Raw genomic sequence first — 24063 nt, 5'->3', positions numbered from 1 at the left:
CCTGCCCCCGATGCGGCGGCTGTACGCGGATGCTGCCGATAAAGATCGGCAGCGGCAGCCCGCCTTCGTCCAAGCGATCCACCAGCAATTCCTTGCCGCGCTTCCAGGTGGTCATGAGCAGGAACAGCACGATCCCCGCCAGCACCGGGAAGGCGCCGCCCTGGAAGATCTTCGGCACGTTGGCGGCGAAGAACAGCCCATCCACCAACAGGAATCCCAGCAGGAGCGGCACCACCAGCATCGGCGGCCACTTCCACAGCAGCAGGATCACCGCCGACACCAGGATGCTGGTGATCAGCATGGTCCCGGTCACCGCCACGCCGTAGGCCGAAGCCAGGGCACCGGAGGACTCGAAACCGAGCACCAGCAGGATCACACCCACCATCAACGCCCAGTTCACCGCGCCGATGTAGATCTGCCCCTGCTCGGCACTGGAAGTGTGCTGAATGTGCATCCGCGGGATGTAACCCAGCTGGATTGCCTGCCGAGTCAGGGAGAAGGCCCCGGAAATCACCGCCTGGGATGCAATCACTGTGGCCAGGGTGGCCAGCACCACCAGCGGAATCAGGGCCCAGCTCGGCGCCAGCAGATAGAAGGGGTTGCGGGCGGCTTCAGGGTTCTCCAGCAGCAGCGCGCCCTGGCCGAAGTAGTTCAGCACCAGCGCCGGCAACACCAGGGCAAACCAGGCCCGGGCAATGGGTTTGCGCCCGAAGTGCCCCATGTCGGCATACAAGGCTTCGGCACCGGTCAATGCCAGAACCACCGCCCCGAGGATGGCGACCCCCATGCCCGGATGCACAATGAAGAAGCGCACGCCCCACATCGGGTTCAGCGCCTGCAGCACTTCCGGGTGCTGGAGAATGCCGTGAATCCCCAGCCCGCCCAGAACCACGAACCAGGCCACCATCACTGGACCAAACAGCTTGCCGATGCGATCAGTGCCGTGTTTCTGGATCAGGAACAAGGCCACCAGTACCACCAGCGCCATCGGCACTACCCAGTGTTCCAGGCCGCTGAATGCCAGCTCCAGGCCCTCTACCGCCGACAGCACGGAAATCGCCGGGGTGATCATGCTGTCGCCATAGAACAGCGCCGCCCCGATCAGGCCCAGAATCACCAACATCGAACGCAAGCGCGGATAGGAACCGGCAGCACGCCTGGCCAGCGCGGTCAGGGCCATGATGCCGCCCTCGCCCTGGTTGTCGGCCCGCAGGACGAACAGTACGTACTTGATCGAGACGACCCAGACCAACGACCAGAAAATCAGGGCCAGGATGCCAAACACCCCGTCATGATTGACCTGAACCCCATAATGGCCGGCAAACACCTCCTTGAGGGTGTAGAGCGGACTGGTGCCGATATCGCCATACACCACCCCGACCGCCGCCACCAGCATCCCCAGAGGCTTGCCCCCGGAGTGTTCGCCACCCGCCGCCTGACTACTTGCCTGACCCATCAATGACTCCTACTACCAAGACCGGGGCTTCTTATATAGAAAGCACAAGGTTATACAAGCGCTATTCTCTAAACTTGTGCAGTTTGCCCTACAACTTGCAGGTTTTTATTACCACTAAGGCCTTAACTAACGTCGTATAAAAACCACCAGGCATAACGGGAGGAAGCATAGTCCAGCGCTCGTCGTATTTCCCCTGCATAAAGCTGGTCAAGCGCGTCGACCATCGCTAGAATTGCGCACTTTTTGATCAGAGGCGCAGCCAGCGCCCAACCGTCGCACTTGCCCCCCAAGTGGCTCGACACCCAATACCGAGGTTAGACATGTCCACCCCCTCCGCGCCGGCCAACCCGAAAGTCGGCTTCGTATCCCTGGGTTGCCCAAAAGCTCTGGTCGACTCCGAGCGCATCCTCACTCAACTGCGCATGGAAGGCTATGACGTGGTCTCCACCTACCAGGACGCCGACGTCGTGGTGGTCAACACCTGCGGTTTCATCGACTCGGCCAAGGCCGAATCCCTGGAAGTGATCGGCGAAGCCATCAAGGAAAACGGCAAGGTCATCGTCACCGGCTGCATGGGCGTGGAAGAAGGCAATATCCGTGACGTGCACCCTAGCGTGCTGGCGGTCACCGGCCCGCAACAGTACGAGCAGGTGGTCAACGCCGTGCACGAAGTGGTGCCGCCGAAACAGGACCACAACCCGCTGATCGACCTGGTGCCGCCGCAAGGCATCAAGCTGACCCCGCGGCACTACGCCTACCTGAAGATTTCCGAAGGCTGCAACCACAGCTGCAGCTTCTGCATCATCCCGTCGATGCGTGGCAAGCTGGTCAGCCGTCCGGTGGGCGACGTGCTCGACGAGGCCCAGCGCCTGGTCAAGTCCGGGGTCAAGGAACTGCTGGTGATCTCCCAGGACACCAGCGCCTACGGCGTCGACGTCAAGTACCGCACCGGCTTCTGGAACGGCGCGCCGGTCAAGACCCGCATGACCGAACTGTGCGAGGCACTGAGCACCCTGGGCGTGTGGGTGCGCCTGCACTACGTGTACCCCTACCCGCACGTGGACGAGCTGATTCCGCTGATGGCCGCCGGCAAGATCCTGCCGTACCTGGATATCCCGTTCCAGCACGCCAGCCCGAAAGTGCTCAAGGCCATGAAGCGTCCGGCCTTCGAAGACAAGACCCTGGCGCGGATCAAGGCCTGGCGCGAGATCTGCCCCGAGCTGATCATCCGTTCGACCTTTATCGTCGGCTTCCCTGGCGAAACCGAGGAAGACTTCCAGTACCTGCTGAACTGGCTGACCGAAGCCCAGCTGGACCGTGTCGGTTGCTTCCAGTACTCGCCGGTGGAAGGCGCTCCGGCCAACGACCTGGACCTGGAAGTGGTCCCGGACGAGGTCAAGCAGGACCGTTGGGAGCGCTTCATGGCGCACCAGCAGGCAATCAGCTCGGCACGCCTGCAACAGCGCATCGGCAAAGAGATCGAAGTGCTGATCGACGAAGTCGACGAGAATGGCGCCGTGGGCCGCTGCTTCTTCGATGCGCCGGAGATCGACGGCAACGTGTTCATCGACGGTGCGGGCGACCTGAAGCCGGGTGACAAGGTCTGGTGCCGGGTCACTGACGCCGACGAATACGACCTCTGGGCCGAAACCCTGTAAGGCGTAAAAAAACTGCCAAGCCCCGCTCTCGCGACGAGATGCGGGGCTTTTTTCGGTCTATCGTTAGCCCTTGCCAATCACATCAGGGGCAAGCGGCATGCGCCACCACTCGGTCATCCATACACCGAAACTCAGCGACTACCCGGAACTGGTCCGCGTCTGGGAAGACTCGGTGCGCGCCACCCACGACTTTCTCCCGGACAGCTATATAGAGCTGCTGAGAAACCTGGTGCTGACCCGCTACCTGGATGCGGTGATGCTGATCTGTACCCGGGATCAGCGGCAACGCATCACCGGTTTCGCTGGCGTGGCGGCAGGCAAGATCGAGATGCTGTTCATCGACCCGGCACATCGCGGTCAGGGCCTGGGCCAGCAACTGCTGCACTACGCAGTGGAACACCTGAATGCCCAGCAACTGGATGTCAATGAGCAGAATCCCCAGGCCCTGGGCTTCTACTTCAAGCAGGGCTTCGAAGTGGTCGGTCGCTCTGAGCAGGACGGTATGGGCCAGCCCTACCCGTTGCTGCACATGCGCCTGAAACAGGCACAACTGCAGGCCCGACGCGGCTAAAAGCCACAGCGGGCAAATGGACCCGCGATTAACCGGCGCCAGGCAGGTACAATAGCTGCCCTCTTTTGTTACGGCCCCTGTCATGACTGACCCGATTCGTCTCTCCAAACGCCTCATCGAACTGGTCGGCTGTTCCCGCCGGGAGGCTGAGCTGTTCATCGAGGGCGGCTGGGTCACCGTAGACGGCGAAGTCATCGACGAACCGCAGTTCAAGGTCGGCGCGCAAACCGTCGCTCTGGACCCCGAGGCCAAGGCCACCGCGCCGGAGCCTGTGACCATCCTGCTCAACGTGCCTGCCGGCCAGGACCTGGACAGCGCCATGCAGTCCATTGGCGCCGACAGCCTGTCCGAAGAACACCGCTACGGCAAACGTCCATTGCGCGGGCATTTCCTGCGCCTGACCGCCAGCGATGACCTGCAGCCCAACGCCAGCGGCCTGCTGGTGTTCACCCAGGACTGGAAAGTGCTGCGCAAGCTGACGGCCGACGCGGCCAAGATCGAGCAGGAATACGTGGTCGAGGTCGAAGGCGAGATGATTGATCACGGCCTCAACCGCCTGAACCACGGCCTGACCTACAAAGGCCGCGAGCTGCCACCGGTCAAGGCCAGCTGGCAGAACGAAAACCGCCTGCGCTTCGCCATGAAGAACCCGCAGCCGGGCGTGATCGCGCTGTTTTGCCAAGCCGTCGGCCTCAAGGTCGTCGCCATTCGCCGCATCCGGATCGGCGGCGTGTCCATCGGCAAAGTGCCACTGGGCCAGTGGCGTTACCTGTCGGCCAAAGAGAAGTTCTAAAACCGCCCCCATTCAGACGCCGTGCCCTGGCGCGGCGCTCCACGCGCATTGATCAGGACTGTAACCATGATTCATAACGATGTACTGCGCAGCGTGCGCTACATGCTCGACATCAGCGACAAGAAGGTCGTGGACATCATCAAGCTCACCGGCTTCAAGGTCAGCCTGGACGACATCGTCAGCTACCTGAAGAAGGACGAGGAAGAAGGCTTCGTGCACTGCCCGGACGAAGTCATGGCGCACTTCCTCGACGGCCTGGTGATCTTCAAGCGCGGCAAGGATGAAAGCCGTCCGCCGCTGCCGATCGAACTGCCGGTGACCAACAACATCATCCTGAAGAAGCTGCGCGTGGCCTTCGAGCTCAAGGAAGACGACATGCACGCCGTACTCAAGGCCGCCGACTTCCCAGTGTCCAAGCCCGAGCTCAGTGCACTGTTCCGCAAGTTCGGCCACACCAACTACCGTCCCTGCGGCGACCAGTTGCTGCGCAACTTCCTCAAGGGCCTGACCCTGCGCGTACGCGGCTGAGCCCCACCCGGAGCCGGCATACAGCGTCAGCGGCCCTGATGAGCCACTATTGCCCCAGGCAATAGTGGCTCCCCGGCAAGCACCTGAAGATTAGGGTATGCACACCTCCTATCTGCTCAGGACTTCCCATGCATCCCTACTTCTCCCTGCAAGGCCGCACCGCCCTGGTGACCGGCGGCACCCGTGGCATCGGTAAAATGATCGCCAAGGCTTTTGTCGAAGCCGGCGCCCGGGTGTATATCTGCGCCCGTGATCCCGAGGCCTGCCAGCAGGTCGCCGAGGAACTGGCGGCATTGGGCGACTGCCGTGGACTGGCCGCCAACCTCGCCAGTGAAGAAGGCGTACAGCAACTCGCGGCCACATTGGGCCAGCAGCTCGAATCCCTGGACATTCTGGTGAACAATGCCGGCACCACCTGGGGCGCGCAGCTGGAAAGCTACCCGGCCAAGGGCTGGGAAAAGGTCATGCAGTTGAACGTGACCTCGGTGTTCAGTTGCATCCAGCAACTGTTGCCGCTGCTGCGCCGGGCCGGCTCGGCGGCCCGGCCGGCGCGCATCATCAATATCGGCTCGGTGGCCGGGATCAGTTCCTTTGGCGAACAGGCCTACGCCTACGGCCCGAGCAAGGCGGCGCTGCACCAGATGTCACGCATTCTCGCCCGGGAGCTGGTGAGCCAGCACATCAACGTCAATGTCATCGCTCCGGGACGTTTTCCCAGCAAGATGACCCAGCACATCGGCAATGATGAACAGGCCCTGGCCGAAGACGTGGCGCAGATCCCGATGCAGCGCTGGGGACGGGAAGAGGAAATGGCCGCACTGGCCATCAGCCTGGCGAGCACTGCGGGGGCCTACATGACCGGCAATATCATTCCTCTGGATGGTGGGTTCAGTCTCTGATCGGTGTCGTGCGCTTCGCCGGCAAGCCGGCTCCTACAGATTGCGCGAGGCGTTGTAGGAGCTGGCTTGCCAGCGAACGGGTTATCATGCCCTCCCCCTACCGCCTCGACCCCAGAACATGACCTACAGAGTTTCCCCCATCGGCTTCGTGCGCTCCTGCTTCAAGGAAAAGTTCGCCATCCCTCGCCAACCGCAACTGGCACCCGCCGCCCGTGGGGTATTGGAGTTGGTGGCGCCCTTCGATCAGGGCGATGCGGTGCAGGGACTGGAGCAGGTCAGTCATGTCTGGCTGCTGTTCCTGTTTCACCAGGCCCTGGAGGAGAAACCCCGGCTCAAAGTGCGCCCGCCGCGTCTGGGAGGCAACAAGTCCATGGGGGTCTTCGCCACCCGCGCGACCCATAGACCCAACGGCATCGGTCAGTCGGTGGTCAGGCTGGACAAGGTCGAGGCCAACCGCCTGTGGATCTCCGGCATCGACCTGCTGGACGGCACACCGATCCTCGATATCAAACCCTACGTGCCTTACGCCGACATCATTCCTACAGCGAGCAATGAGATCGCCAGTGCTGCACCACAGATTATTCCGGTGCAGTGGCAGGACAATGCTCTGCAACAGGCTCAGACCCACGCTCAGCGCCTGCAGGAGCCCTTGGTGGAACTCATCGAGCAGTGCCTGGCCCAGGACCCGCGCCCGGCCTATCAGGTGCCCACTGCCGAACGGGAATACGGTGCGCAGTTCTGGGACTTGGATGTGCGCTGGCATTACCCCGAGCCAGGGCTGATCCGGGTGTTGGAAGTGGTCATGGCGGGCTGAACCCCGGAAACGAAAAAGCCCGCGTTGCCTTTCAAGGCAACGCGGGCTTTTCTGTGTCCGGGAGAACACGCCCAGTCAGCGCGAATGTACTGCCTGGGCAGTTTTCGCGAGCAAGCTCGTTCCTACTTCTCGACGAAGGCGCGCTCGATCAGGTAGTCGCCCGGCTCGCGCATGCGCGGCGAAACGGTCAGACCGAAGCTGTTGAGCACTTCGCTGGTTTCATCCAGCATGCTCGGGCTGCCGCACAGCATGGCGCGGTCGTCCTGCGGGTTGATCGGCGGCAGGCCGATGTCGCGGAACAGCTTGCCGCTGCGCATCAGGTCGGTCAGGCGGCCTTCGTTCTCGAACGGCTCACGGGTCACGGTGGGGTAGTAGATCAACTTCTCACGCAGCGCTTCGCCGAAGAACTCGTTCTGCGGCAGGTGCTCGGTGATGAACTCGCGGTAGGCGACTTCGTTGACGTAGCGTACGCCGTGGCACAGGATCACTTTTTCGAAACGCTCGTAGGTTTCCGGATCCTGGATCACGCTCATGAATGGCGCCAGGCCGGTACCAGTGCTGAGCAGGTACAGATGTTTGCCCGGTTTCAAGTCATCCAGTACCAGAGTACCGGTTGGCTTCTTGCTGATGATGATCTCGTCGCCTTCCTTCAAATGCTGCAATTGGGAAGTCAACGGACCGTCTGGGACCTTGATGCTGAAGAATTCGAGATGCTCTTCCCAGTTCGGGCTGGCAATGGAGTAAGCACGCATAAGCGGACGGCCATTGGGCTGTTGCAGGCCGATCATCACGAACTGACCGTTCTCGAAGCGCAGACCCGGATCGCGGGTGCACTTGAAGCTGAACAGAGTGTCATTCCAGTGATGAACACTGAGGACACGCTCGTGGTTCATGTTGCTCATGTACGGGGGCTCCTAGAAATTGCCTGCGCTGACCATGAGCGCAATTGCACAGCATTCTAATGGCGGCGACAATATCTGTTAACTGGATTATTAAGATAAGGGTTATCGGTTATATCGATATGCGATTTACTCTCCGTCAACTGCAAGTCTTCGTCGCCGTCGCCCAGCAAGAGAGCGTTTCTCGTGCTGCCGGGCTTCTGGCCCTGTCGCAATCGGCGGCCAGCACCTCGATCACCGAACTCGAGCGCCAATCCAGTTGCCAGCTGTTTGATCGCGCCGGCAAGCGCCTGAGCCTCAACGCCCTGGGTAAACAGCTTTTGCCACAAGCGGTGGCACTGCTGGACCAGGCCAAGGAGATCGAGGACCTGCTCAATGGCAAGTCCGGATTCGGCTCGCTCTCGGTGGGCGCCACCCTGACCATTGGCAACTACCTGGCGACCCTGCTGATCGGCAGCTTCATGCAGGTGCATCCGGAAAGCCAGGTGAAGCTCCATGTGCAAAACACTGCGCATATCGTGCAACAGGTGGCCCACTACGAAATTGATCTGGGTCTAATCGAAGGCGACTGCAGTCATCCGGATATCGAGGTGCAGACCTGGGTCGAGGATGAGCTGGTGGTGTTTTGCGCGCCCCAGCACCCTTTGGCCAAACGCGGCCACGCCACCATGGAGGAGCTGACCCACGAAGCCTGGATTCTCCGGGAACAGGGTTCCGGGACACGCCTGACCTTCGACCAGGCCATGCGTCATCATCGCAGCGCGCTGAACATCCGCCTGGAACTGGAGCACACCGAGGCCATCAAGCGTGCAGTGGAATCGGGATTGGGGATCGGTTGCATCTCCAGGCTGGCGCTGCGCGATGCCTTTCGTCGTGGCAGCCTGGTGCCAGTGGAAACACCGGACCTGGATCTGGCCCGGCAGTTCTACTTCATCTGGCATAAACAGAAGTATCAGACTTCAGCCATGCGTGAGTTCCTCGAACTGTGTCGTTCCTTTACCGCCGGGGTACAGCGCAGCGATGAGATCGTCCTGCCGAGCATTCCTTAGATCAGGATCACTGCCCAGACGATGGTGATCATGCTCAGGGCGATAAACTGCGCTGCGCTGCCCATGTCCTTGGCGTTCTTCGACAACGGGTGACGATCCAGGGAAATGCGGTCGATCGCTGCCTCCACCGCCGAGTTGAGCAACTCGACGATCAACGCCAGCAGACACACGGCAATCAGCAGCGCGCGCTCGACCCGGCTGACATTGAGCAGGAAGCTCAAGGGAATCAGGATCACGTTGAGCAACACCAACTGACGAAATGCCGCCTCGCCGGTGAAGGCGGCGCGCAAGCCATCGAACGAATAGCCGGCGGCGTTGAGGATGCGTTTAAGACCGGTTTGACCTTTGAAAGGCGACATAAGCTGAGCAACTGAAGAAAAAGGAGTGGGGAAGCTAGTTCAAGCAAAGTCAAAAAAGCGTGAACAGCCCGTGGGTTAATGGCTGGAAATTGACTCAAGTTGTTGCAAGAGCAAGGCCGCCTGGGTGCGGGTGCGAACCCCGAGTTTGCGGAAAATTGCCGTCACGTGAGCCTTGATCGTCGCCTCGGAAACACTCAGCTCATAAGCGATCTGTTTGTTCAGCAACCCCTCGCAGACCATGGTCAGAACCCGAAACTGCTGAGGCGTCAGGCTTGCCAGGCCTTCGCTGGCGGCCTTGGCTTCAGCCGAGACACTGACTTCTTCAAAGGCTTGCGGCGGCCACCAGACGTCGCCATCGAGGACACTGCGTACTGCCTGCTGAATGACTTCCAAGGAGCTGGACTTGGGAATGAAGCCGCTGGCCCCGAACTCGCGGGAACGAACCATGACGGATGCTTCTTCCTGCGCCGAAACCATCACCACCGGAATCTGCGGATACTGCCCGCGTAACAGCACCAGGCCAGAGAAACCGTAGGCGCCAGGCATGTTCAGATCCAGCAGCACCAGGTCCCAGTCAGCCTTTTCGGTGAGACGGGTTTCCAGCTCGGCGATGCTCGCCACTTCCACCAGACGCACATCAGGACCCAGGCCCAGAGTGACGGCTTGATGCAGTGCACTGCGAAAAAGCGGGTGATCATCGGCAATCAGGATTTCGTATGTGGCCATTTTTCAAATGATCCTGTTTTTCATGGCAGGGCTGATGCATTCAGCCCTTACCCAAGCAACACGGGGGCTCGCCAGAGGGCGATACCCAAAGAGCACGAACGCCGCGAAAAGCCTGAGCAAAACGGTGGTTCAAACAGCGCTGGCGCCCTAATCGGCGCCAAGCATGCCCAGCGAAGCCAGGGTGGTCAAGCTTGAAGCTTTGCGGCATCTTAGCCAGCTAACTAATAAGAGAGCCCTCATGCGAAGCCAAGCCTTGCGTGCCGATGTCCTGATGCTGATCACCGCCGTCATCTGGGGGTCAGCGTTTGTCGCACAAACCTCCGGGATGGATCATATCGGCCCCTTCCTCTATTCCGGCCTGCGTTTCGCCCTGGGCTCACTCTGCCTGCTGCCGCTGGTACTGCGCAGAACGCCCGCCGACCGCCAAGCCGAACCCCTGCTCAATCGTGGCCTGTTGCTGGGCGGCGTGCTCATGGGCCTGGCACTCGCCCTGGGGATCAACCTGCAGCAGGTTGGTCTGATGTTTACCAGCGTAACCAATGCCGGGTTCATCACCGGACTCTACGTCATTGTAGTGCCGCTGCTGGGGCTGCTGATTGGCCACAAAACGGGGCTGGGTACCTGGCTCGGCGCAGTTCTGGCTGTGGTGGGCATGTTCCTGTTGAGCGTCAGCGACAGCTTTCACGTTGCATCCGGCGACTGGCTGCAACTGATCGGCGCCTTTGTCTGGGGCGCACACGTGATCCTGGTGGGAGTATTCGCCAGCCACCACGACCCGATTCGCCTGGCCTTCCTGCAATTTGCCACCTGTTCAGTGGTAAGCCTGATCCTGGCGCTGTGCCTGGAGCCGATTCACTGGAACGCGATTGTCGCCGCCGGCCCGGCCATTCTTTACGGCGGCGTGATTGCTGTCGGCATCGGCTACACCCTGCAAGTGATTGCCCAGAAAGACGCGATCGCCTCCCACGCGGCGATCATTCTGTCCCTCGAAGCCGTGTTTGCCGCGATTGCCGGGGCCTGGCTGCTGGATGAATCACTGCAGCTGCGCGGTTACTTGGGCTGTGCACTCATGCTCAGCGGCATGCTGGTGGCCCAACTATGGCCGCAAAAATCCCAGGCAACGGCTACCACTACACAAAGGGCTTGAGCCGGGAATGCACTTCATCCTGCGGATCGATGGCCTTCTGGAACTTCGCCGACAGGTAATGAGTGCTGAATACATCAAGATAGGCGTCCATTACCTGGCTGACCTGCTCGTCCCCCGCCAACTCCAGGCATAGAGCGGCCACCTCGGCGGTACAGAAATGGTCGTCACGCTTGGAGCGCCGCAACTTGTAGCGCGAGAGCTTCTCGGACGACAGGCTCAGCACCGGCAAGTGCTCAAGATAGGGGCTCTTGCGAAACATCTTGCGGGCTTCGCTCCAGGTGGCATCCAGCAGAATGAACAGCGGGCGCTTGCCTTCCTGCTGCCGGACCTCGCTGACCACTCGCTCGGGGGCCACGAACTCTCCGGGAAAGACGATATAGGGTTGCCACTGCGGATCGGCAAGCAACGCCAGCAATTGCGGATCGACCTCGGTACGGGACCAGTGAAACGCCCAGGTATCGGCAATCACATCAGCGATCAACCAGCCGGTATTACTCGGTTTGAGCGGTTCCACATCGTGCATCACCAGGCACATGGCCGACTCGGCGCTGACCTTGGGCCGCCAGGCACACAGGCAATGACTGGGAATCACTCGGCAACGCGGGCAGCGCTCAGCCCGTGAGCCCCGTGCAAAAAAGGGTTTGACCGCACGAGCCATGCGCAGATCACGTAGACGGGATACCGCATGGCTCATCGCTGAGCACACCGGCAAAGGACAGGAATCGACACGGAAATAACTCGAAGGGGTAAAAAGTGGGACAAGTTTATCAGAGCTATCTGTTCAAACCTGTACCGCCTTCCTAGCTCTCCCCCTATAATTCGTCGCCACTGAACGCACAGTCGACTGGCTGGTCGAAGCATCAGTCACTGCACCAGGAGAGTTTCATGTTGCGCTTTACCATCCCTACCGTTGCCCTTCTGCTGGCCTTGCCCCTGGGTGTCCAGGCTGCATCCTTGCAAGAGTTCGAACTGAGCAAAATGCTGGAGAAGGTCGCTGCGGAAAGCAACGTCGGCACTCCCCGGGAAGTCAACGAGAACATTCTCGATCAGGGTTATACCGTTGAAGGCAAGGAACTGATCAACCACCTCAGCGTCCAGGCCGGCCACGCCGAACAGATGCGTGCCAACCCCAAGGCCGTCTACTTGCAACTGGGCGCCAGCGTCTGCCGCAACCCCAACTACCGCAAGCTGATGGCCAAAGGCGCAGTCATGCGCTACGAGTTCACCGAAAACCGCACCAATCGCCCTGTAGCCTCAGCGCGCTTCCAGGAATCGGATTGCCCTTCCCAGAAAGCGCAAAAGAAGAAGTGAATCAAGAACGGGACGCGCGCCGCTGCTGATCATCGGCGCGCAACTCCGCCACCAGGGCCTGCAGATATCGCGAAGGCCGCTCCTCCCCCGCCAACCGACGTCGGCATTCTTCCTCAAGGCTCAAATGGTGGGCCGCCGCAGCAGCTTGCAACAGCTGGTACAACTGCGGATCGACTTCCAGCACGACAGTGGTCATCCCTTGCCTCCCTGCCCTCGGCTTGCACGGACGAATGGCCGCGCCCCCTTCCTGGGCCCGGCTCCTGAACCCAGCGCTGCACTTTAGTAAATCAGAGCCACGAGCCCTTGCCGCGGCGCCTGACCAATGGTGCCAAGGCTGGTAAATTCACTAAGAAGCGGTTGCCAGCCAAGACTTTATGGGCACATGATCAAGTCATGTCCGTAGGTTCCCATCGATTGTTCCAGGACGGTTCAGGAGGCCGTTCTTGTGCGTCTTGCAGTGCATTTTTTTCTTAATAAAGGAAAGCAGAACCTCTGTGTATACCTCGATTGCTGCCCAGCGACGGTCAGCGGTGATCGGGACAGGAGAATTGCTCACACGCTGGGCTGAGCAGGCAGCGACACAGGCTGTGTCGTGGCACGTTCGAATACCTCGGTCGTGCACAAGGTTCTGTGCAGAAGGAGAAGCTGAATGCCTTACCAATCGAATGACCTGTTAACGCGTCATTTCCAAAGCAAGGGCGTCGACCTCACAAGCCAGGTCGAAGCGCAACTCAACCAGATTGCCCCCAACAGCCCGAATATCCCCCTCTATCGCGACATGGTGCTCACCGTCCTGCGCATGGCCGAGGACGACCTCAACCGCTGGAACGCCAAGATTACCCTGCAAGCGCTACGCGAGCTGGAACATGCCTTCCGGGTACTGGAACAGTTCAAGGGCCGGCGCAAAGTGACGGTATTCGGCTCGGCGCGAACGCCCAGCGAGCATCCGCTTTATGCCATGGCCAAGGAACTGGGAGCAGCCCTGGCCCGCTCGGACCTGATGGTTATCACCGGCGCCGGAGGCGGCATCATGGCTGCGGCCCATGACGGCGCGGGCCTGGAACACAGCCTGGGCTTCAACATCACTCTGCCCTTCGAGCAACATGCCAACCCCACCGTCGGAGGTACGGAGAACCTGCTGTCGTTCCACTTCTTCTTCACCCGCAAGCTGTTCTTCGTCAAGGAAGCCGATGCCCTGGTGCTCTGCCCAGGCGGTTTCGGCACCCTCGATGAAGCCCTGGAAGTACTGACCCTGATCCAGACCGGCAAAAGCCCTCTGGTACCGGTGGTGTTACTGGACGCACCTGGCGGACAGTTCTGGCAAGGCGCCCTGGACTTCATCCATAACCAGTTGGAGGCCAATCGCTACATCCTGCCCAGCGACATGAAGCTGGTGCGCCTGGTACACAGTACCGACGAGGCAGTTAAGGAAATCCAGCAGTTCTACGCAAACTTCCACTCCAGCCGTTGGCTAAAGCAGGAGTTTGTCATCCGCATGAACCACAGCCTCAATGAACAGGCGCTGGAACACATGCAGACAGCATTCGCCGACCTGTGCCTGAGTGGCCAGTTTCAGCAACATGCCTACAGAGGAGAGGAGCACGACGAAGTGCAGTTCAGCCATCTGGCGCGGCTATCGTTCGTTTTCAACGCTCGTGACAACGGCCGTCTGCGGGAACTGATCGACTTTATCAACCTGCCGGAGAACTGGACCAGGCAACAAACCGAGACCCGCCAACGCGTGCGAGAGACCAGTAAAGTCAGCTGATCTGCACCGTCTCCCGCTGCATCATGCAGCGGGTACAACCTCAGTCATCCACCCCTCGGCCGCTCAACAGGCGGCCGATCATGTCCATGGAATACCCGCGGTAACTCAGAAAGCGCCCTTGCTTGGCCCGTTCTCGGGCATCCACAGGAAGCCGCCCGGCAAACTTGCGCTGCCAGACGTCTCGCAACTGCTCCTGCCAGTCGATACCGCACTCACGCAGAGCAAGATCGATATCACCTCGCTGCAAGCCACGCTGGCTGAGCTCTTCGCGAATACGCATCGGCCCGTAACCTGAGCGGGCACGATAGGAAACAAAACTTTCGAGATAACGGGATTCGGACAGCAGCCCCTCTTCCGTCAAACGGTCCAGGGCGGCTTCGATCATTTCAGGAGGGGCGCCGCGCTGACGCAGTTTACGCGTCAGCTCGACTCGACCATGCTCGCGTCGCGCGAGCAGGTCCATTGCAGTTCGCCGCACCGCGACGAGGGTATCGAGTACGGCGGTCATTGGATCAATCAGATATCAGCGTCGGCCATATCGTCTTCGGTCTCTTTGACCGGATTGGCTTTGACGTCAGGCGAAGCGGTCAGCAGCTTCTCGCGGATCTGCTTCTCCAGCGCGTTGCCGATTTCCGGGTTGTCCTGCAGGAACTTGGCCGAGTTGGCCTTGCCCTGACCGATCTTGTTGCCCTGGTAGCTGTACCAGGCACCGGATTTTTCCAGGAAGCCGTGCAGCACGCCCAAGTCGATGATTTCGCCGTTGAGGTAGATACCCTTGCCGTAAAGAATCTGGAACTCGGCCTGACGGAACGGCGGAGCCACCTTGTTCTTGACGATCTTGACTCGAGTTTCGCTACCGACCACCTCGTCGCCTTCCTTCACCGCGCCGGTACGACGGATGTCCAGACGAACCGAAGCGTAGAACTTCAGCGCGTTACCACCGGTGGTGGTTTCCGGGCTGCCGAACATCACGCCGATCTTCATACGGATCTGGTTGATGAAGATCACCAGGCAGTTGGCGTTCTTGATGTTGCCGGTGATTTTACGCAGCGCCTGGGACATCAGGCGGGCTTGCAGGCCCACGTGCATGTCGCCCATCTCGCCTTCGATTTCAGCCTTGGGCACCAGGGCCGCCACGGAGTCGACGATGATCACGTCAACCGCGTTGGAACGCACCAGCATGTCGGTGATTTCCAGGGCCTGTTCACCGGTATCCGGCTGGGAAACCAGCAGATCGTCGACGTTGACCCCCAGCTTGCCGGCGTATTCCGGATCCAGCGCGTGCTCGGCGTCGACGAAGGCACAAGTGGCACCGGCTTTCTGCGCCTGGGCAATGACCGAGAGGGTCAGAGTGGTCTTACCGGACGACTCAGGACCGTAGATTTCAACGATACGGCCTTTTGGCAGACCGCCAATGCCCAGAGCAATGTCCAGACCCAGAGAGCCAGTGGAAATGGCCGGGATCGCCTGACGGTCGTGATCGCCCATACGCATTACGGCACCCTTGCCGAATTGACGTTCGATCTGACCCAGGGCCGCAGCCAAGGCTTTCTTCTTGTTGTCGTCCATTAAAGTCCTCACGTAATCAATAAGGCCTGACGGCCAACACCTGTATAAGTAGCCAGTATTATTCCACAGCGCTCGAGGATCGCCTACCCCTGATTTGCGATTTCTGCTGCAGCGTGTTGCAGCAACCCCTCTAGCGCGGCCTTCACCGTTTGTCGGCGAACCTCATCGCGATTCCCGGGGAAGTGTCGGCACTCGGTGGTCAACGTCTCCCCCGCGCCCCAGGCCAGCCATACCGTACCCACCGGTTTCTGCGCAGAACCGCCATCCGGCCCGGCGATACCGCTGACTGCCACGGCAAAATGCGCATGACTCTTGGCCTGTGCCCCCCGGACCATGGCCTCCACCACTTCTCGACTGACCGCGCCGACCGAATTGAACAAATCGGCCGGCACATTCAATTGCAGGGTCTTCTGGCGATTGGAATAGGTGACATAACCGGCCTCGAACCAGGCCGAACTGCCCGGGATTCGCGTGATCGCCTCGGCAATCCCACCGCCGGTACAGGACTCCGCGGTGGTGACATGGGTATTCAGAACCTGCAGACGCCGGCCGACTTCAGCGGCAAGCTGGGTAATTTCTTTCACAGTCCTCTCCTGATGGGGCTGGCGTGTGCCTACCGTACACCAGGAGAGAAGGCTTGCAAGTGACAAGCCGTCAGGAAACCGAACGGCTCTGGGACACTGCTTCAGATGAGGAGGCCTCGACCAGCCCTGCCCCGTGCCAGGAATAGCGCCAGCCACGAAGCTGGCGCTGGCGCCCCGCTACCCAAGCCTGCCGGAATGAACAAGAGCACCAGTACCTGTCCGCCAGTGTTCCCTGCGCAGAAAGGTCAGGCCAGCAAGTCCCAGGTCAATGCGATTGCACCGCCTGGAGTGGATGCATATGCCCACAACGCCTGGCCCGCGGGAATACGGATCGGGTACGGCATGACAATCTCGGAGTCGCTGCCGGAAATGGTAGAGCCATTGCCAGAGAAGATGATTGCCGCATTGGAGATGGAAGAACCGGTCGGTCCCACATACAGATCGACAACCCCCGTCGAAGTCTTGATCAACCCCGTCTGGATGATCAGGCCACCCGTGTTTTGAGCAGCCGAAACAATCTCCACAATCCCTTTTGGGAATACGGTAATGAAGTGCTTGCCCATGGTTACTGCGTTCATATTTTTCACCTTTGAATGGAATGGTCGGTCACGAAGAGTGCCGTTTTCATGTCGCTCAAAGGCGATGGGATCGAAGCTCATGGCTTTCTCAATGGGCGAGCCACACAAGCAAACCCATTGAAGTCTCGAAGCAGCGATGCAAAAGCCCCGCCCTATCACGGGGCTCCTTGCTGTTTTTTAGAACACGTTGTCCCAGGTGTAGCTACCGGTTTTCCACTTGTGGTCCGGGTAGAAGACACGCGGCGGTTTGATGGTGGGGGTGTACCCGAAGCGAGCCCAGATCGGCCGCTCGGTCACGATTGTGAAGCTGCCGTTGGCCTGCAAGCGGATAGTGGCGCCGGGACGGCCGGCGGTGCCGCTCTGCCACACGACGGCATTGTTCGCTGCGTAGATCACCAGGTTGCCGTCGCCCTGCATCACGCATCTCACGCCGCCTTTGTTCTGGGTGTAGGTCGCCCAGACGACGCTGGAGTTCGGGCCGTAAACCACCAGATTGCCGTCACCCTGGAAAACCAGGGAGTGATCGCCCGCACTGTAGAACTGCCCTGGTACCAGTTCCGTGGTACCACCGATGATCATGGCGGCCCCGACAGCCGGAGTGAACACGCGACCGTTGGGTGCATACCAGTGAGGGATGGTGTCGACGGTGACGATGTTCCCGTCATCCTGGACCTGAGTGAACGCACGCAAAGACGCATCTTCGCGAGAACCCATGGTGGGATCGCTGGGTGTCGTCGACCAGATACGGCCACGCAGTGGGTCATCCAGTACGAAGCCATAGTTCATGAAGACCATCATGGGGTCTTTTTTGTTGCCCTTGCTTACATTCGTGAAGGGCGTGTTCTGATCGGCGACCCACGCCAACTGAGCACCGTCATAAAGCGCGAGGTTGCCATCAGGCTGAAAGAGCAACTTGAAACGCTTGTTGGGGGACTGCAGATACTGGTTCGGCGCCATGTAATAGCGCGCAGGCAGTACAGAAGAACCGTTATCGGTAAAGTCGTATCGAATCCAAGCCATATTGATACCTATTGAGTCGAATGATCAGTCGCGGAAAAGTCCGCTCTCATGTCGCTCTTCGGCGATTGCCCGAGGCACGAGGCCTTCACGTGATTCAAGGTTCCGCAGCGGGAACATTTGATCTGGAGCTCGGTAAACTCACCCACGCGGGCGAGAAGTCGTTTGCAATGACCGCATCTGCATTCTTTTAACATCGACAAGTCCATTTGATTTCAGTCACACCACGTGCCGATACCAACCGCGGCAGCAGTCCATTTTTCCTACAAGCCTCAAGGCCATCAGTTCATCGCCGGAGCGCCTTGCACCAACGCCTGAGACTCACGCACCCACTGCTGCAACGCCTTCAGTTGCTCGGCGTTGGCGTGGCATTGGCTGTAGTTGTCGACGACGCTGGCGGCGACGGTAGAGAGTGCAAGGCCCGAGGCGGCGCCATCAGCGACGCTGGGGCCTGCGGCCAGGGGCAGGTTGGCGGCGCCGGCGTCGTGCACCCGGACAAAACCATCAGGCACAACGCAGGCGTTATCAGCCGCTTTCGAGACATAGATAGGAACCTCCTTGGTGATACTGGCGCCCGCCTGATAGACCTTGACGACGCGATCGACGTACTCGACCACCACCTTCTCCTTGACCGTGCCCAGGGCCTGGCCTTGTTCGAAGGATTGCTGCAGCCGAGCCTCGTCGAGGCGCTGGTGTTTAGTGCGTTCACTGCTGGCGCCGCTGACAAAACCGAGGGCATAAAGCAACGCAGCCGCCAGGGCTACGGCCAGCCAACCGCTGATGTTCATCAAGCCACTCCTGCTATCCGTAAAAGAAATGGGCCTGCCGATCCGCGGCCATCAGCCCCCCATCAGGCAGGGAATTCAGACCACGGGCAGGCAAAGCACCGCCCGCGCCCTGGCCCAGAGTTGCAGGCGATCCTGCAAGCCGTTCAAACCACCGTTGATGCGGCGGGTAATGCTGTTGAACTCATCGCGATCGGCCAGGGCATTGAGCCCGCCGCGTTCCCAGAACCAGGCCGCCGACTCGGCGGCCCATTGCGGCTGCTCCAGCAACTGCGGCAACTCCAGCAGGCGCTCATCACCGAACAGCCCGAGGCTGCACTGGCGATAGTTGCTGCGCCCGGTGATCTGGATCAGACCACGCCCGCGATAACGCTGGCCGTCACCGTCAGCCTCCGGTGTGTTGCCCAAGCGTGCCGCGAGCGTGCCGGTGTCGTACTTGCTCAGGTATTGATCGCTGCCGAGCTCACGCACGTATTGCAGCTGCCCGGATTCGTGACCGATCTGGGCGAGAAAGGCCGCCTGGCGCTTTGGCGTATCGATCTGCCGATGGGCCATGGCGGTGTTGAGTGGAGAAACAAAAACGCCCGCGTGGTGGCGGGCGTTAGGCATGATTTGTTGCAGTTGTTGTTCGGTGATAGGCATGGTCGGTGTTTGTAAATGGGATAAGAAAACGCCCCGAGGTTGCGGGGCGTTTATGAGATCTGTTCAGCCATCCAGGTTGGCGCTACCGGCCGGAAATTGGCATCTGGAAAATCCGCCGACTGAGGCCAGTCGCGCAAGGCCTGCATATGCACAAGCAACGCCTTGAAGTGTTCCCCATCAATGCTCGTCGGAACGTCAATCTCCAACTGATCGCGATGACGTTCTCGCAGCCACATCAAGGTAGCCAACTCGGTATCACGCCAATTGCGCTCGTTGTCCTCCTTCGCAGGCAATGGCACCAATGCGCCGTCGATATAGGCTTGTACCTCCGCTGCGGACATGGATACCAGATGGCCTGGGATGAAGTGCCCGGGGGCATCGTCATCATAAGCATGAACATTGTTAGTCTCGGGATTATGGAAATACTTCATGTGCGCAACTCCGACCAAACGGGATTAACTGGACTGCCTAGAATCACTGAATAGGTTGCCCCAGTCGGGACAACGAACGCAGCGTGATAGGCAGAAGTTGTCACAGTCACTCCGCCGCAACTGGCAGAAATCCCACCGGTCGTAATAGACACTTGGACCTGAATTGGTCGGCCCGTAGTGTTTGTATAAACGGTGCCAGAAACACGGTTGGCCGTGACGTTCTGCCAGGTCTGCCCATCACCCAGACCACGGGGCCTAGCGTCTAATGCTGAAACGTTTGCAGCCAAGCCAGCAATGTCGATGTTTCCCTGATTGACGGGTGCGTTCCAGGCCTTGATGCACCACATAACAGCCAGGTTGCGTGGACGGGTTTCACTGCCACCCGATGAATTTGTCCTTAAGTTTTCATCCTCAGTGACTCCATTCCCTGTATCGCCATAGACCCAGGAGTCAAATACATTTCCCGCGTATGAAGAGTCCTTTACTGAGTGCGTATGACTCTTGAACTCATCAGCTTGCCAACTGCCAAGTCCCCTTCCCGCATCGACGCCTCGCCCATGATCCCAACCCCGCAGAAACTCCCCCCGCGACTCCGGCAAACGGAAGTTCCCCTCGCCCTCGCCCCCGGTGTTGAAGGTCGTCCCCAGGTAAGCCGCCAGATCCGGATAGGTCGCCGCACTCTGCACACTGCCATCCACTTCCAGGAACCCCGCCGGCACCGCCCCCTTGGGAAACGGCACCATGGCCCCCACCGGCAAGGCCGACATGTTCTTCAACAGCGCCTCGATCTCAGTCTTGGTGTAGGTCACCGACTTGGTATAGGCATCAGTAATCCCATACTCGGCCAAGGTGCTGCGGATTTTCTCCGGTGGAATCGAATCCCGAACGATCGCCTTGATCGCCGCCAACAACTGATCATGCTCGGCCTCGGCCGGTTGCCTCCCTCCCGCACGAATCACGTTAAGCAATTCGTCGGTCACCGCATTTCCCCAGTCGGAAGAAATCAGTGAGCCCACTTGCCCCGTGACCGGGTTCTCGTCGACAAACTTCCCGTTCACCAGCCCTGCGCTGGGAACACTTTTCGGATAGTCCACGTTGTCTAATCCTCTCTATTCGTAGTTGATGTACACCTGGGTATGGGCCGGTGTACTGCGATGGATCAGGCACTCCAGGGCGCTGCCCGGGTTCATGCCAAAACGTTCGCCCCAATAGCTCGCGCCAAAGCGTCGGCCCAGTTGCAGGCGGCCGCCGGTATTGAGGGTCCACATGAAATTCGCCCGCCAGGTGCCGAAATGGGCGTGACCAAAGCGTGAGCGGCCCATGCGTGGGGTGCTCAGTTCGGTGACGCTGGCATTGGGGTAGCCCTGGCTGCGGGCGATTTCGACAAAGTAGGCGGCGCGCTGGCTGCCCACCGCCAGCAGGCGGCGGCGCACGGCCAGGCGTCGGTCTTCGAACAGCGGGGTCAGGCCCAGGCAGGGATCGGGCAGGTTCATGACCTTTTCCCAATCGGTCACCAGTTCGCTGACGCTGGCCGGGTCCATTTCGTTTTGCAGGTCCACGGCCCGGGCGTCGATGCGCGCCAGCTCCTGGGACACGCCCTGCAGTACCCGTTCGAGCTCCGGCACCCGCTCCGGGTCCCAGGCCGGGCCGCTGGGCAGCAAGCTGTGCAGTTGGCCCTGGTACTGGGCGGCACTTCTTATGGCAGCCATTCACAACCTCCAAACACCAGCAGTTGGTTGTTTGCCGCAGGAACATCGGCCGAAGGCGTCAGCAGGCGGTGATCCTGCTCGCCGGTGGCGCTGCTGATGGCTTCGCGGATATGGCTCAGCAACAGCGTCTGACCCAGGCCGGCCTCGCGGCTGTGCAGGTCGCGCAGTTGGTCCTCGACGGCGGCGCGCACCGCGCTGGTGTCGGGGGTCAGGCGCAGTCTGTAAGTCACCGGCAGCATCACCGGGGCCAATACATGCACTTGGGCGGTGACCGGGCGTAGCGGTTCGATATAAGCCTGAACCTGCGCCAGTTGCTCGGCGTTGGGGATCGGCTGCGGATCGTCGTCACGCATGACAAACAGGCCCACAGTGCCCGGCCCCAGGTAATTGCGCCGGGACCAGGCGCGGGTGATCCCCGGGCACTCCAGCGCCCAAGTTTCGTAGTCGTCCGCCGAGCCGCCGTGGGGAATGATCCGGTATGAACGGATCACTCGAGCCCGCAGCGACTCGAGGCTTTCTTCGGCCACACCACCGGTCAGGCCCGGGGCCAGAACGGTGAAGGGATTGCTGATGCCTTGCACCGGCTGCACCGCGATCAGGCTCAGGCCGGCATCGGCATTGCCCAGAGTACCGCCGTCGACGGCCTGGATCGTGGTGCTATTGAGCCCGGCGCTGGTGGTGCGGGCGGCGGTCACCTTGTAGCTGCGACCGTCGCTGCTCTGCAGCAGGGTGTCGACATCCAGCACAGCACCGGCCGCGGCGTTGAAGCTGACGCTGCCACGGGCAGCCTGGGCCGCCTTGCGCGGCTGGTTCAGACGCAGCGCGGCGATGCGTTCCAGGGTCGACTCATCAGCCTTGTCCGGAAGGATCTGCTCGGCGATCCAATCCAGGTAGCCGTACAGGCCAAAGGCGGCACCGCTCAAGGTACGGGCCAGCACTTGGGCATCGGACTGGCGCAGCGAATCGCTGGCCAGGTCGCTTTGGGTGCGCTGAATCAGCACCGGCAGCGAAGGGGTTTCAAACGGCATAGGTCACCTGCCAACTGTGAATGGGGTTGAGGTCCAGGCGCTCGCCGTCGGCCAGGATCAGCACCGTGCGCAGGTTCAGGCGCTGGGCATCGAGGCGTTCACTGAGGATCTCGACGGCATTGCAATGACCGTCGTCGATCAGCCATTGCAGGGCCTCACGGGCATAGAACTCGGCGTCGAGCTGGGTCTGCCGGCTGAGCTTGACCCGCCGCAGCAGCCACAGCCGCGAGCCGATGCGGTCGTCGGCCACCGTGGGAAAGCTGTCGCCCCACCAGCCGTAGCGCTGGTCGTCGTCCAGGGCGTCGTCATCGGCGGCACGGCGCCAGGTGAACAGGCTGATTTCCACGGCCCGGGTCAGGGCGTTCTTCAGGTCATAGGTGGCAAACATGCTTAACCTCCCACCGGCACGCCGGTCTGACCCGGGCCGGGTTGCACGCCGCTGTGGACGTGGTTGATCTGGCTGATGCCGGCGGCAATCTGATCCCCTTGGGAGACGATCTTGCCGCTCTGGGTCAGGGTCGGTGTATCGATGTTGACGCCGCTGCTGGCGCGGATATTCAGGGTCGCGGTGTCGATGTCGATGATGCGGCCGCGCTTGAAGTGGATCTTGTCGCCTTCGTCGGTGTAGATCGCCACTTCGCCGGCGGCCAGGGCCTGCAGGCGATAGCGCCGGTCCGCCACCACCAGCACCACCGCGTGGGAACGGTCGCCACCGAGGAAGGTGGCAATGCCCTCGGCGCCGGCCAGGGGGTTGCTGGTGAACCCGTAAGGCTCGAAATGCTCCATGTCGTCGTTGACCTCGCCGGCGGTGAGGCGCATTTGCAGCGATTGCAGTTTGTTGGCCGAGTTGGCGAGCACCACGGTGCCCCGCGCCAACAGGCGTGTCAGTAGGCTCATGCTGAGTTCCTTGGGAGGTAGGAGCCGGCTTGCCGGTGAACAGGTTTTCGGCGTTGTCTGTGAGGGCGCTTTCGCCGGCAAGCCGGCTCCTACGGATGGACGCGGGTATCAGGTTTTCGCGGGTGCCGGGTTGGCATCGAAGGTGTGGGGCGGCGCCACCTGCAAAGTCGTGATCGAGCCCTGCTCGGACAGCGACCAGGTGACCTTGGAGATCAGCATGTCCCGGTCAACATCCAGCACCGGATCGATCACTCGCACCAGGGTGTTGTGCCTCCACAAGTCGCCGTTGCTCTGGCGCCAACCCTGCACCTGGTAGGTGGTGGTCAGGGCCTTGCCGGTGCGGGTGCCGCACTCCCAGTCGGCCCGCTGCTGAGCCAGTTCGGCACTCAGTTGCGCGGCTTCGTTGATCACGGTCACGCGCTTGCGGGACACCCTGGCGTCGTTGGCCTGACCCGACACCTCGCTGACCGCGGCACCGCTGCTCTGGTCGCTGCCCTTGTGCTGGCCGATCACCCGGTATTCGGAAAACACCGCGGAAAAATCCATTGCGGCATTGGCCGAGAGGATGTTCTTGCCCAGCTCCAGGGCATCGCTGGCGCGACCGCCACTGCCCGGTGCCGCCAGCAGCAGGTAACCGTCGGCGTCATCGGTGGAGAACACCCGGTACAGGGTCAGCAAACGGTCGATGGAGGCGAACACCGTCTCCCCCGGCACGATGCTGTGGGTGTGCAGCTTGCTGGTCGGGGCAATCTCGCTGCGGACCCCAACCCCGTAGGACCCGGCCAGGGCGCGGACAATGCTCAGCACATCCTGCTGGCGCCACTGGCTCGGCCGGTTGATCGCTG

At 60.7% G+C, this 24063-nt stretch carries 30 protein-coding genes and 1 pseudogene; 10 read left to right on the top strand and 21 right to left on the bottom strand.

Annotated elements, in window-relative coordinates:
• Window positions 1–1396, bottom strand: a 1396-nt coding sequence (locus BLX41_RS29505) for a potassium transporter Kup (protein ID WP_404942813.1), incomplete at its 3' end; no start/stop codon positions are given.
• A 380-nt stretch (window positions 1397–1776) separates the two neighbouring features.
• Between BLX41_RS29505 and rimO the strand changes: the two genes are divergently transcribed.
• From rimO to tsaA, 6 genes are all read left to right on the top strand, one after another.
• Window positions 1777–3114 (top strand): 30S ribosomal protein S12 methylthiotransferase RimO, encoded by a 1338-nt coding sequence (rimO, locus tag BLX41_RS29500; protein WP_123727717.1) that lies wholly within the window; start codon window positions 1777–1779, stop codon window positions 3112–3114.
• 97 nt (window positions 3115–3211) lie between these two features.
• Window positions 3212–3685 carry a GNAT family N-acetyltransferase gene (locus BLX41_RS29495; protein ID WP_123727716.1) on the top strand — a complete coding sequence of 158 codons (474 nt, stop codon included), beginning with the start codon at window positions 3212–3214 and terminating at the stop codon, window positions 3683–3685.
• Between the two features lie 82 nt (window positions 3686–3767).
• Window positions 3768–4478, top strand: a complete 711-nt coding sequence (locus BLX41_RS29490) for an rRNA pseudouridine synthase (RefSeq protein ID WP_123727715.1) — start codon at window positions 3768–3770, stop codon at window positions 4476–4478.
• 66 nt (window positions 4479–4544) lie between these two features.
• A complete protein-coding gene (locus tag BLX41_RS29485) occupies window positions 4545–5006 on the top strand; it encodes a YehS family protein (RefSeq protein ID WP_123393536.1) in 462 nt (153 codons plus the stop codon).
• Between the two features lie 128 nt (window positions 5007–5134).
• Entirely contained in the window at window positions 5135–5905 is a 771-nt protein-coding gene (locus tag BLX41_RS29480) for an SDR family oxidoreductase (RefSeq protein WP_123727714.1), read from the top strand.
• A 118-nt stretch (window positions 5906–6023) separates the two neighbouring features.
• Window positions 6024–6719, top strand: coding sequence for a tRNA (N6-threonylcarbamoyladenosine(37)-N6)-methyltransferase TrmO (gene tsaA / locus BLX41_RS29475; protein ID WP_123727713.1), 696 nt, complete (start codon window positions 6024–6026; stop codon window positions 6717–6719).
• Window positions 6720–6841: 122 nt separating this feature from the next.
• Here the strand turns inward: tsaA and fpr are convergent, their stop codons facing one another.
• On the bottom strand, window positions 6842–7621 hold the full coding sequence (fpr, locus tag BLX41_RS29470; protein WP_003198368.1) for a ferredoxin-NADP reductase: 780 nt from the start codon (window positions 7619–7621) through the stop codon (window positions 6842–6844).
• A 119-nt stretch (window positions 7622–7740) separates the two neighbouring features.
• On the opposite strand from fpr, the gene BLX41_RS29465 reads away from it, so the two are divergent.
• The gene (locus tag BLX41_RS29465; RefSeq protein WP_123727712.1) at window positions 7741–8667 is read left to right on the top strand and encodes a LysR family transcriptional regulator; all 927 of its coding nucleotides are present in this window, start codon (window positions 7741–7743) and stop codon (window positions 8665–8667) included.
• Here the strand turns inward: BLX41_RS29465 and BLX41_RS29460 are convergent.
• Window positions 8664–9026, bottom strand: coding sequence for a diacylglycerol kinase (locus tag BLX41_RS29460; RefSeq protein ID WP_123727711.1), 363 nt, complete (start codon window positions 9024–9026; stop codon window positions 8664–8666). The genes BLX41_RS29465 and BLX41_RS29460 overlap by 4 nt on opposite strands.
• Before the next feature lie 75 nt (window positions 9027–9101).
• The gene (gene erdR, locus BLX41_RS29455) at window positions 9102–9752 is read right to left on the bottom strand and encodes a response regulator transcription factor ErdR (protein ID WP_060837817.1); all 651 of its coding nucleotides are present in this window, start codon (window positions 9750–9752) and stop codon (window positions 9102–9104) included.
• Between the two features lie 238 nt (window positions 9753–9990).
• Here erdR and BLX41_RS29450 point away from each other — a divergent pair, with 238 nt between their 5' ends.
• Window positions 9991–10899 carry a DMT family transporter gene (locus tag BLX41_RS29450; RefSeq protein WP_123727710.1) on the top strand — a complete coding sequence of 303 codons (909 nt, stop codon included), beginning with the start codon at window positions 9991–9993 and terminating at the stop codon, window positions 10897–10899.
• Here BLX41_RS29450 and BLX41_RS29445 read toward each other — a convergent pair.
• On the bottom strand, window positions 10883–11593 hold the full coding sequence (locus BLX41_RS29445) for a tRNA-uridine aminocarboxypropyltransferase (RefSeq protein WP_110594976.1): 711 nt from the start codon (window positions 11591–11593) through the stop codon (window positions 10883–10885). The two genes, BLX41_RS29450 and BLX41_RS29445, sit on opposite strands and share 17 nt — an antisense overlap.
• A gap of 191 nt (window positions 11594–11784) precedes the next feature.
• Here BLX41_RS29445 and BLX41_RS29440 point away from each other — a divergent pair, with 191 nt between their 5' ends.
• Window positions 11785–12210, top strand: a complete 426-nt coding sequence (locus BLX41_RS29440) for a quorum-sensing-regulated virulence factor family protein (RefSeq protein ID WP_123727709.1) — start codon at window positions 11785–11787, stop codon at window positions 12208–12210.
• A gap of 1 nt (window position 12211) precedes the next feature.
• Here BLX41_RS29440 and BLX41_RS29435 read toward each other — a convergent pair whose 3' ends face one another.
• Window positions 12212–12406: a hypothetical protein gene (locus tag BLX41_RS29435; protein WP_110594975.1), complete on the bottom strand. Its 195-nt coding sequence runs from the start codon at window positions 12404–12406 to the stop codon at window positions 12212–12214.
• Window positions 12407–12859: 453 nt separating this feature from the next.
• Here BLX41_RS29435 and BLX41_RS29430 point away from each other — a divergent pair, with 453 nt between their 5' ends.
• Window positions 12860–13978 (top strand): LOG family protein, encoded by a 1119-nt coding sequence (locus tag BLX41_RS29430; protein WP_123727708.1) that lies wholly within the window; start codon window positions 12860–12862, stop codon window positions 13976–13978.
• A gap of 40 nt (window positions 13979–14018) precedes the next feature.
• Here BLX41_RS29430 and recX read toward each other — a convergent pair whose 3' ends face one another.
• From recX to BLX41_RS29355, 15 genes and pseudogenes are all read right to left on the bottom strand, one after another.
• Window positions 14019–14486, bottom strand: a complete 468-nt coding sequence (gene recX, locus BLX41_RS29425) for a recombination regulator RecX (RefSeq protein WP_123727707.1) — start codon at window positions 14484–14486, stop codon at window positions 14019–14021.
• An 8-nt stretch (window positions 14487–14494) separates the two neighbouring features.
• Window positions 14495–15547 (bottom strand): recombinase RecA, encoded by a 1053-nt coding sequence (gene recA, locus BLX41_RS29420; protein WP_011059579.1) that lies wholly within the window; start codon window positions 15545–15547, stop codon window positions 14495–14497.
• An 83-nt stretch (window positions 15548–15630) separates the two neighbouring features.
• Window positions 15631–16131, bottom strand: a complete 501-nt coding sequence (locus BLX41_RS29415) for a CinA family protein (RefSeq protein WP_123727706.1) — start codon at window positions 16129–16131, stop codon at window positions 15631–15633.
• Between the two features lie 245 nt (window positions 16132–16376).
• Window positions 16377–16790, bottom strand: coding sequence for a hypothetical protein (locus BLX41_RS29410; RefSeq protein ID WP_123727705.1), 414 nt, complete (start codon window positions 16788–16790; stop codon window positions 16377–16379).
• 96 nt (window positions 16791–16886) lie between these two features.
• Window positions 16887–17729, bottom strand: a complete 843-nt coding sequence (locus BLX41_RS29405) for a putidacin L1 family lectin-like bacteriocin (RefSeq protein ID WP_123727704.1) — start codon at window positions 17727–17729, stop codon at window positions 16887–16889.
• An 8-nt stretch (window positions 17730–17737) separates the two neighbouring features.
• The gene (locus tag BLX41_RS29400; protein WP_123727810.1) at window positions 17738–17923 is read right to left on the bottom strand and encodes a Com family DNA-binding transcriptional regulator; all 186 of its coding nucleotides are present in this window, start codon (window positions 17921–17923) and stop codon (window positions 17738–17740) included.
• A gap of 84 nt (window positions 17924–18007) precedes the next feature.
• Entirely contained in the window at window positions 18008–18514 is a 507-nt protein-coding gene (locus BLX41_RS29395; protein ID WP_123727703.1) for a hypothetical protein, read from the bottom strand.
• Between the two features lie 75 nt (window positions 18515–18589).
• On the bottom strand, window positions 18590–19153 hold the full coding sequence (locus BLX41_RS29390; RefSeq protein ID WP_123727702.1) for a glycoside hydrolase family 19 protein: 564 nt from the start codon (window positions 19151–19153) through the stop codon (window positions 18590–18592).
• Window positions 19154–19203: 50 nt separating this feature from the next.
• Complete coding sequence (locus BLX41_RS29385; RefSeq protein ID WP_123727701.1) at window positions 19204–19584, bottom strand: phage tail assembly chaperone; 381 nt, start codon at window positions 19582–19584, stop codon at window positions 19204–19206.
• A 271-nt stretch (window positions 19585–19855) separates the two neighbouring features.
• Window positions 19856–20678 (bottom strand): annotated as a pseudogene (locus BLX41_RS29380) (phage tail protein); the annotation flags it as partial.
• A gap of 15 nt (window positions 20679–20693) precedes the next feature.
• Window positions 20694–21293, bottom strand: coding sequence for a YmfQ family protein (locus tag BLX41_RS29375; RefSeq protein ID WP_123727699.1), 600 nt, complete (start codon window positions 21291–21293; stop codon window positions 20694–20696).
• Window positions 21281–22321 carry a baseplate J/gp47 family protein gene (locus tag BLX41_RS29370; protein ID WP_123727698.1) on the bottom strand — a complete coding sequence of 347 codons (1041 nt, stop codon included), beginning with the start codon at window positions 22319–22321 and terminating at the stop codon, window positions 21281–21283. The genes BLX41_RS29375 and BLX41_RS29370 overlap by 13 nt, the downstream gene beginning before the upstream one ends.
• Window positions 22311–22709 (bottom strand): phage GP46 family protein, encoded by a 399-nt coding sequence (locus BLX41_RS29365; protein ID WP_123727697.1) that lies wholly within the window; start codon window positions 22707–22709, stop codon window positions 22311–22313. The genes BLX41_RS29370 and BLX41_RS29365 overlap by 11 nt, the downstream gene beginning before the upstream one ends.
• A gap of 2 nt (window positions 22710–22711) precedes the next feature.
• Window positions 22712–23218: a phage baseplate assembly protein V gene (locus BLX41_RS29360; RefSeq protein ID WP_123727696.1), complete on the bottom strand. Its 507-nt coding sequence runs from the start codon at window positions 23216–23218 to the stop codon at window positions 22712–22714.
• Between the two features lie 108 nt (window positions 23219–23326).
• On the bottom strand, window positions 23327–24063 hold a 737-nt coding region (locus BLX41_RS29355; protein ID WP_259745343.1), incomplete at its 5' end, for a phage baseplate assembly protein.

Origin of the sequence: Pseudomonas protegens (assembly GCF_003732485.1) — a bacterium.
Taxonomy (GTDB): Bacteria; Pseudomonadota; Gammaproteobacteria; order Pseudomonadales; family Pseudomonadaceae; genus Aquipseudomonas; species Aquipseudomonas protegens_B.
This window is presented reverse-complemented; position numbering and strand designations above follow the sequence as displayed.

Excerpts from the sequence above, each read along its gene's own strand:
- rimO (WP_123727717.1), top strand. The coding sequence starts at position 1,777 with ATGTCCACCCCCTCCGCGCCGGCCAACCCGAAAGTCGGCTTCGTATCC.
- BLX41_RS29495 (WP_123727716.1), top strand. The coding sequence starts at position 3,212 with ATGCGCCACCACTCGGTCATCCATACACCGAAACTCAGCGACTACCCG.
- BLX41_RS29490 (WP_123727715.1), top strand. The coding sequence starts at position 3,768 with ATGACTGACCCGATTCGTCTCTCCAAACGCCTCATCGAACTGGTCGGC.
- BLX41_RS29485 (WP_123393536.1), top strand. The coding sequence starts at position 4,545 with ATGATTCATAACGATGTACTGCGCAGCGTGCGCTACATGCTCGACATC.
- BLX41_RS29480 (WP_123727714.1), top strand. The coding sequence starts at position 5,135 with ATGCATCCCTACTTCTCCCTGCAAGGCCGCACCGCCCTGGTGACCGGC.
- tsaA (WP_123727713.1), top strand. The coding sequence starts at position 6,024 with ATGACCTACAGAGTTTCCCCCATCGGCTTCGTGCGCTCCTGCTTCAAG.
- fpr (WP_003198368.1), bottom strand. The coding sequence starts at position 7,621 with ATGAGCAACATGAACCACGAGCGTGTCCTCAGTGTTCATCACTGGAAT.
- BLX41_RS29465 (WP_123727712.1), top strand. The coding sequence starts at position 7,741 with ATGCGATTTACTCTCCGTCAACTGCAAGTCTTCGTCGCCGTCGCCCAG.
- BLX41_RS29460 (WP_123727711.1), bottom strand. The coding sequence starts at position 9,026 with ATGTCGCCTTTCAAAGGTCAAACCGGTCTTAAACGCATCCTCAACGCC.
- erdR (WP_060837817.1), bottom strand. The coding sequence starts at position 9,752 with ATGGCCACATACGAAATCCTGATTGCCGATGATCACCCGCTTTTTCGC.
- BLX41_RS29450 (WP_123727710.1), top strand. The coding sequence starts at position 9,991 with ATGCGAAGCCAAGCCTTGCGTGCCGATGTCCTGATGCTGATCACCGCC.
- BLX41_RS29445 (WP_110594976.1), bottom strand. The coding sequence starts at position 11,593 with ATGAGCCATGCGGTATCCCGTCTACGTGATCTGCGCATGGCTCGTGCG.
- BLX41_RS29440 (WP_123727709.1), top strand. The coding sequence starts at position 11,785 with ATGTTGCGCTTTACCATCCCTACCGTTGCCCTTCTGCTGGCCTTGCCC.
- BLX41_RS29435 (WP_110594975.1), bottom strand. The coding sequence starts at position 12,406 with ATGACCACTGTCGTGCTGGAAGTCGATCCGCAGTTGTACCAGCTGTTG.
- BLX41_RS29430 (WP_123727708.1), top strand. The coding sequence starts at position 12,860 with ATGCCTTACCAATCGAATGACCTGTTAACGCGTCATTTCCAAAGCAAG.
- recX (WP_123727707.1), bottom strand. The coding sequence starts at position 14,486 with ATGACCGCCGTACTCGATACCCTCGTCGCGGTGCGGCGAACTGCAATG.
- recA (WP_011059579.1), bottom strand. The coding sequence starts at position 15,547 with ATGGACGACAACAAGAAGAAAGCCTTGGCTGCGGCCCTGGGTCAGATC.
- BLX41_RS29410 (WP_123727705.1), bottom strand. The coding sequence starts at position 16,790 with ATGAGCTTCGATCCCATCGCCTTTGAGCGACATGAAAACGGCACTCTT.
- BLX41_RS29405 (WP_123727704.1), bottom strand. The coding sequence starts at position 17,729 with ATGGCTTGGATTCGATACGACTTTACCGATAACGGTTCTTCTGTACTG.
- BLX41_RS29400 (WP_123727810.1), bottom strand. The coding sequence starts at position 17,923 with ATGTTAAAAGAATGCAGATGCGGTCATTGCAAACGACTTCTCGCCCGC.
- BLX41_RS29395 (WP_123727703.1), bottom strand. The coding sequence starts at position 18,514 with ATGAACATCAGCGGTTGGCTGGCCGTAGCCCTGGCGGCTGCGTTGCTT.
- BLX41_RS29390 (WP_123727702.1), bottom strand. The coding sequence starts at position 19,153 with ATGCCTATCACCGAACAACAACTGCAACAAATCATGCCTAACGCCCGC.
- BLX41_RS29385 (WP_123727701.1), bottom strand. The coding sequence starts at position 19,584 with ATGAAGTATTTCCATAATCCCGAGACTAACAATGTTCATGCTTATGAT.
- BLX41_RS29375 (WP_123727699.1), bottom strand. The coding sequence starts at position 21,293 with ATGGCTGCCATAAGAAGTGCCGCCCAGTACCAGGGCCAACTGCACAGC.
- BLX41_RS29370 (WP_123727698.1), bottom strand. The coding sequence starts at position 22,321 with ATGCCGTTTGAAACCCCTTCGCTGCCGGTGCTGATTCAGCGCACCCAA.
- BLX41_RS29365 (WP_123727697.1), bottom strand. The coding sequence starts at position 22,709 with ATGTTTGCCACCTATGACCTGAAGAACGCCCTGACCCGGGCCGTGGAA.
- BLX41_RS29360 (WP_123727696.1), bottom strand. The coding sequence starts at position 23,218 with ATGAGCCTACTGACACGCCTGTTGGCGCGGGGCACCGTGGTGCTCGCC.